The sequence below is a fragment of the Arthrobacter sp. GMC3 genome, assembly GCF_002929305.1.
In the GTDB taxonomy this organism is placed as follows: domain Bacteria; phylum Actinomycetota; class Actinomycetes; order Actinomycetales; family Micrococcaceae; genus Specibacter.
Window position 1 is genome coordinate 1 of the sequence record NZ_PJIO01000085.1, and the last position, 679, is coordinate 679.

General features: G+C 55.1%; 2 protein-coding genes. Both read right to left on the reverse strand.

Annotation, left to right across the window (positions count from 1 at the left end; genetic code table 11):
- A partial coding sequence (locus CXQ94_RS23755; RefSeq protein ID WP_214281765.1) for a TA system toxin CbtA family protein occupies nt 1-166 on the reverse strand: 166 nt, incomplete at its 3' end.
- Between the two features lie 89 nt (nt 167-255).
- Complete coding sequence (locus tag CXQ94_RS23760; RefSeq protein ID WP_053879508.1) at nt 256-624, reverse strand: type IV toxin-antitoxin system YeeU family antitoxin; 369 nt, start codon at nt 622-624, stop codon at nt 256-258.
- Between the last annotated feature and the right edge of the window lie 55 nt (nt 625-679).

Below are 679 nucleotides of genomic sequence, written 5' to 3' on the forward strand. Positions count from 1 at the left end.
CTGCCTCAATATGCTGCTCAATCACACGTTCATCGGCGAACGGTGTGTCATTCAGTGTAAGGCCGTAATGCTGGCCCAGTAGTCGGGAGAGCAGAGTCTGCCAGATGGTGACGGGAGACGGGCAGCTCGATGCCTCCCGTACGTGTGTATCGGGTAATGTTTTCATACTGAAGATTTTCCTGATATGCAGAGATGAAAAATGGAAAAGTGGCGTGCTGAAAGCACCAGGCCGGAGCAGAAGGTTATTCCGGTGGTTTACTGTTTCGTTTCGGGCGTCGGATAAACAGCAAGATAAACGTAACCACAGCTGCCGAGGGTGTCCGCATGGCAGGTCAGCCCTTTAGCATACAGCGTGACGGTATTCTGACGGTGGGGATTCAGTTCACTGCTGGTGAGCATGAGTTCCAGTTGTTTCATCAGCAGCGGAAAGGCCTGGTCCAGGTGGTACGCATCCGCGTCGCTGAACCGGCCTCTGATACCGGCGCGGTCGGCAAGGTAATGCAACTGATTGCCCTCCTGCACCAGACGGGCGCCGAAACAGGGCGTCGCGGTGCAGGGTAGCCCCCACCAGGGGCGGTCGTTGTTGTTGTCGGGATGCGTTGTCCCGGGCAGTGTGTCTGACATGATAAAGTCCTCACAGAAAATCGGTTAAGAATGGTTCGATGGTGGCGATAATTCG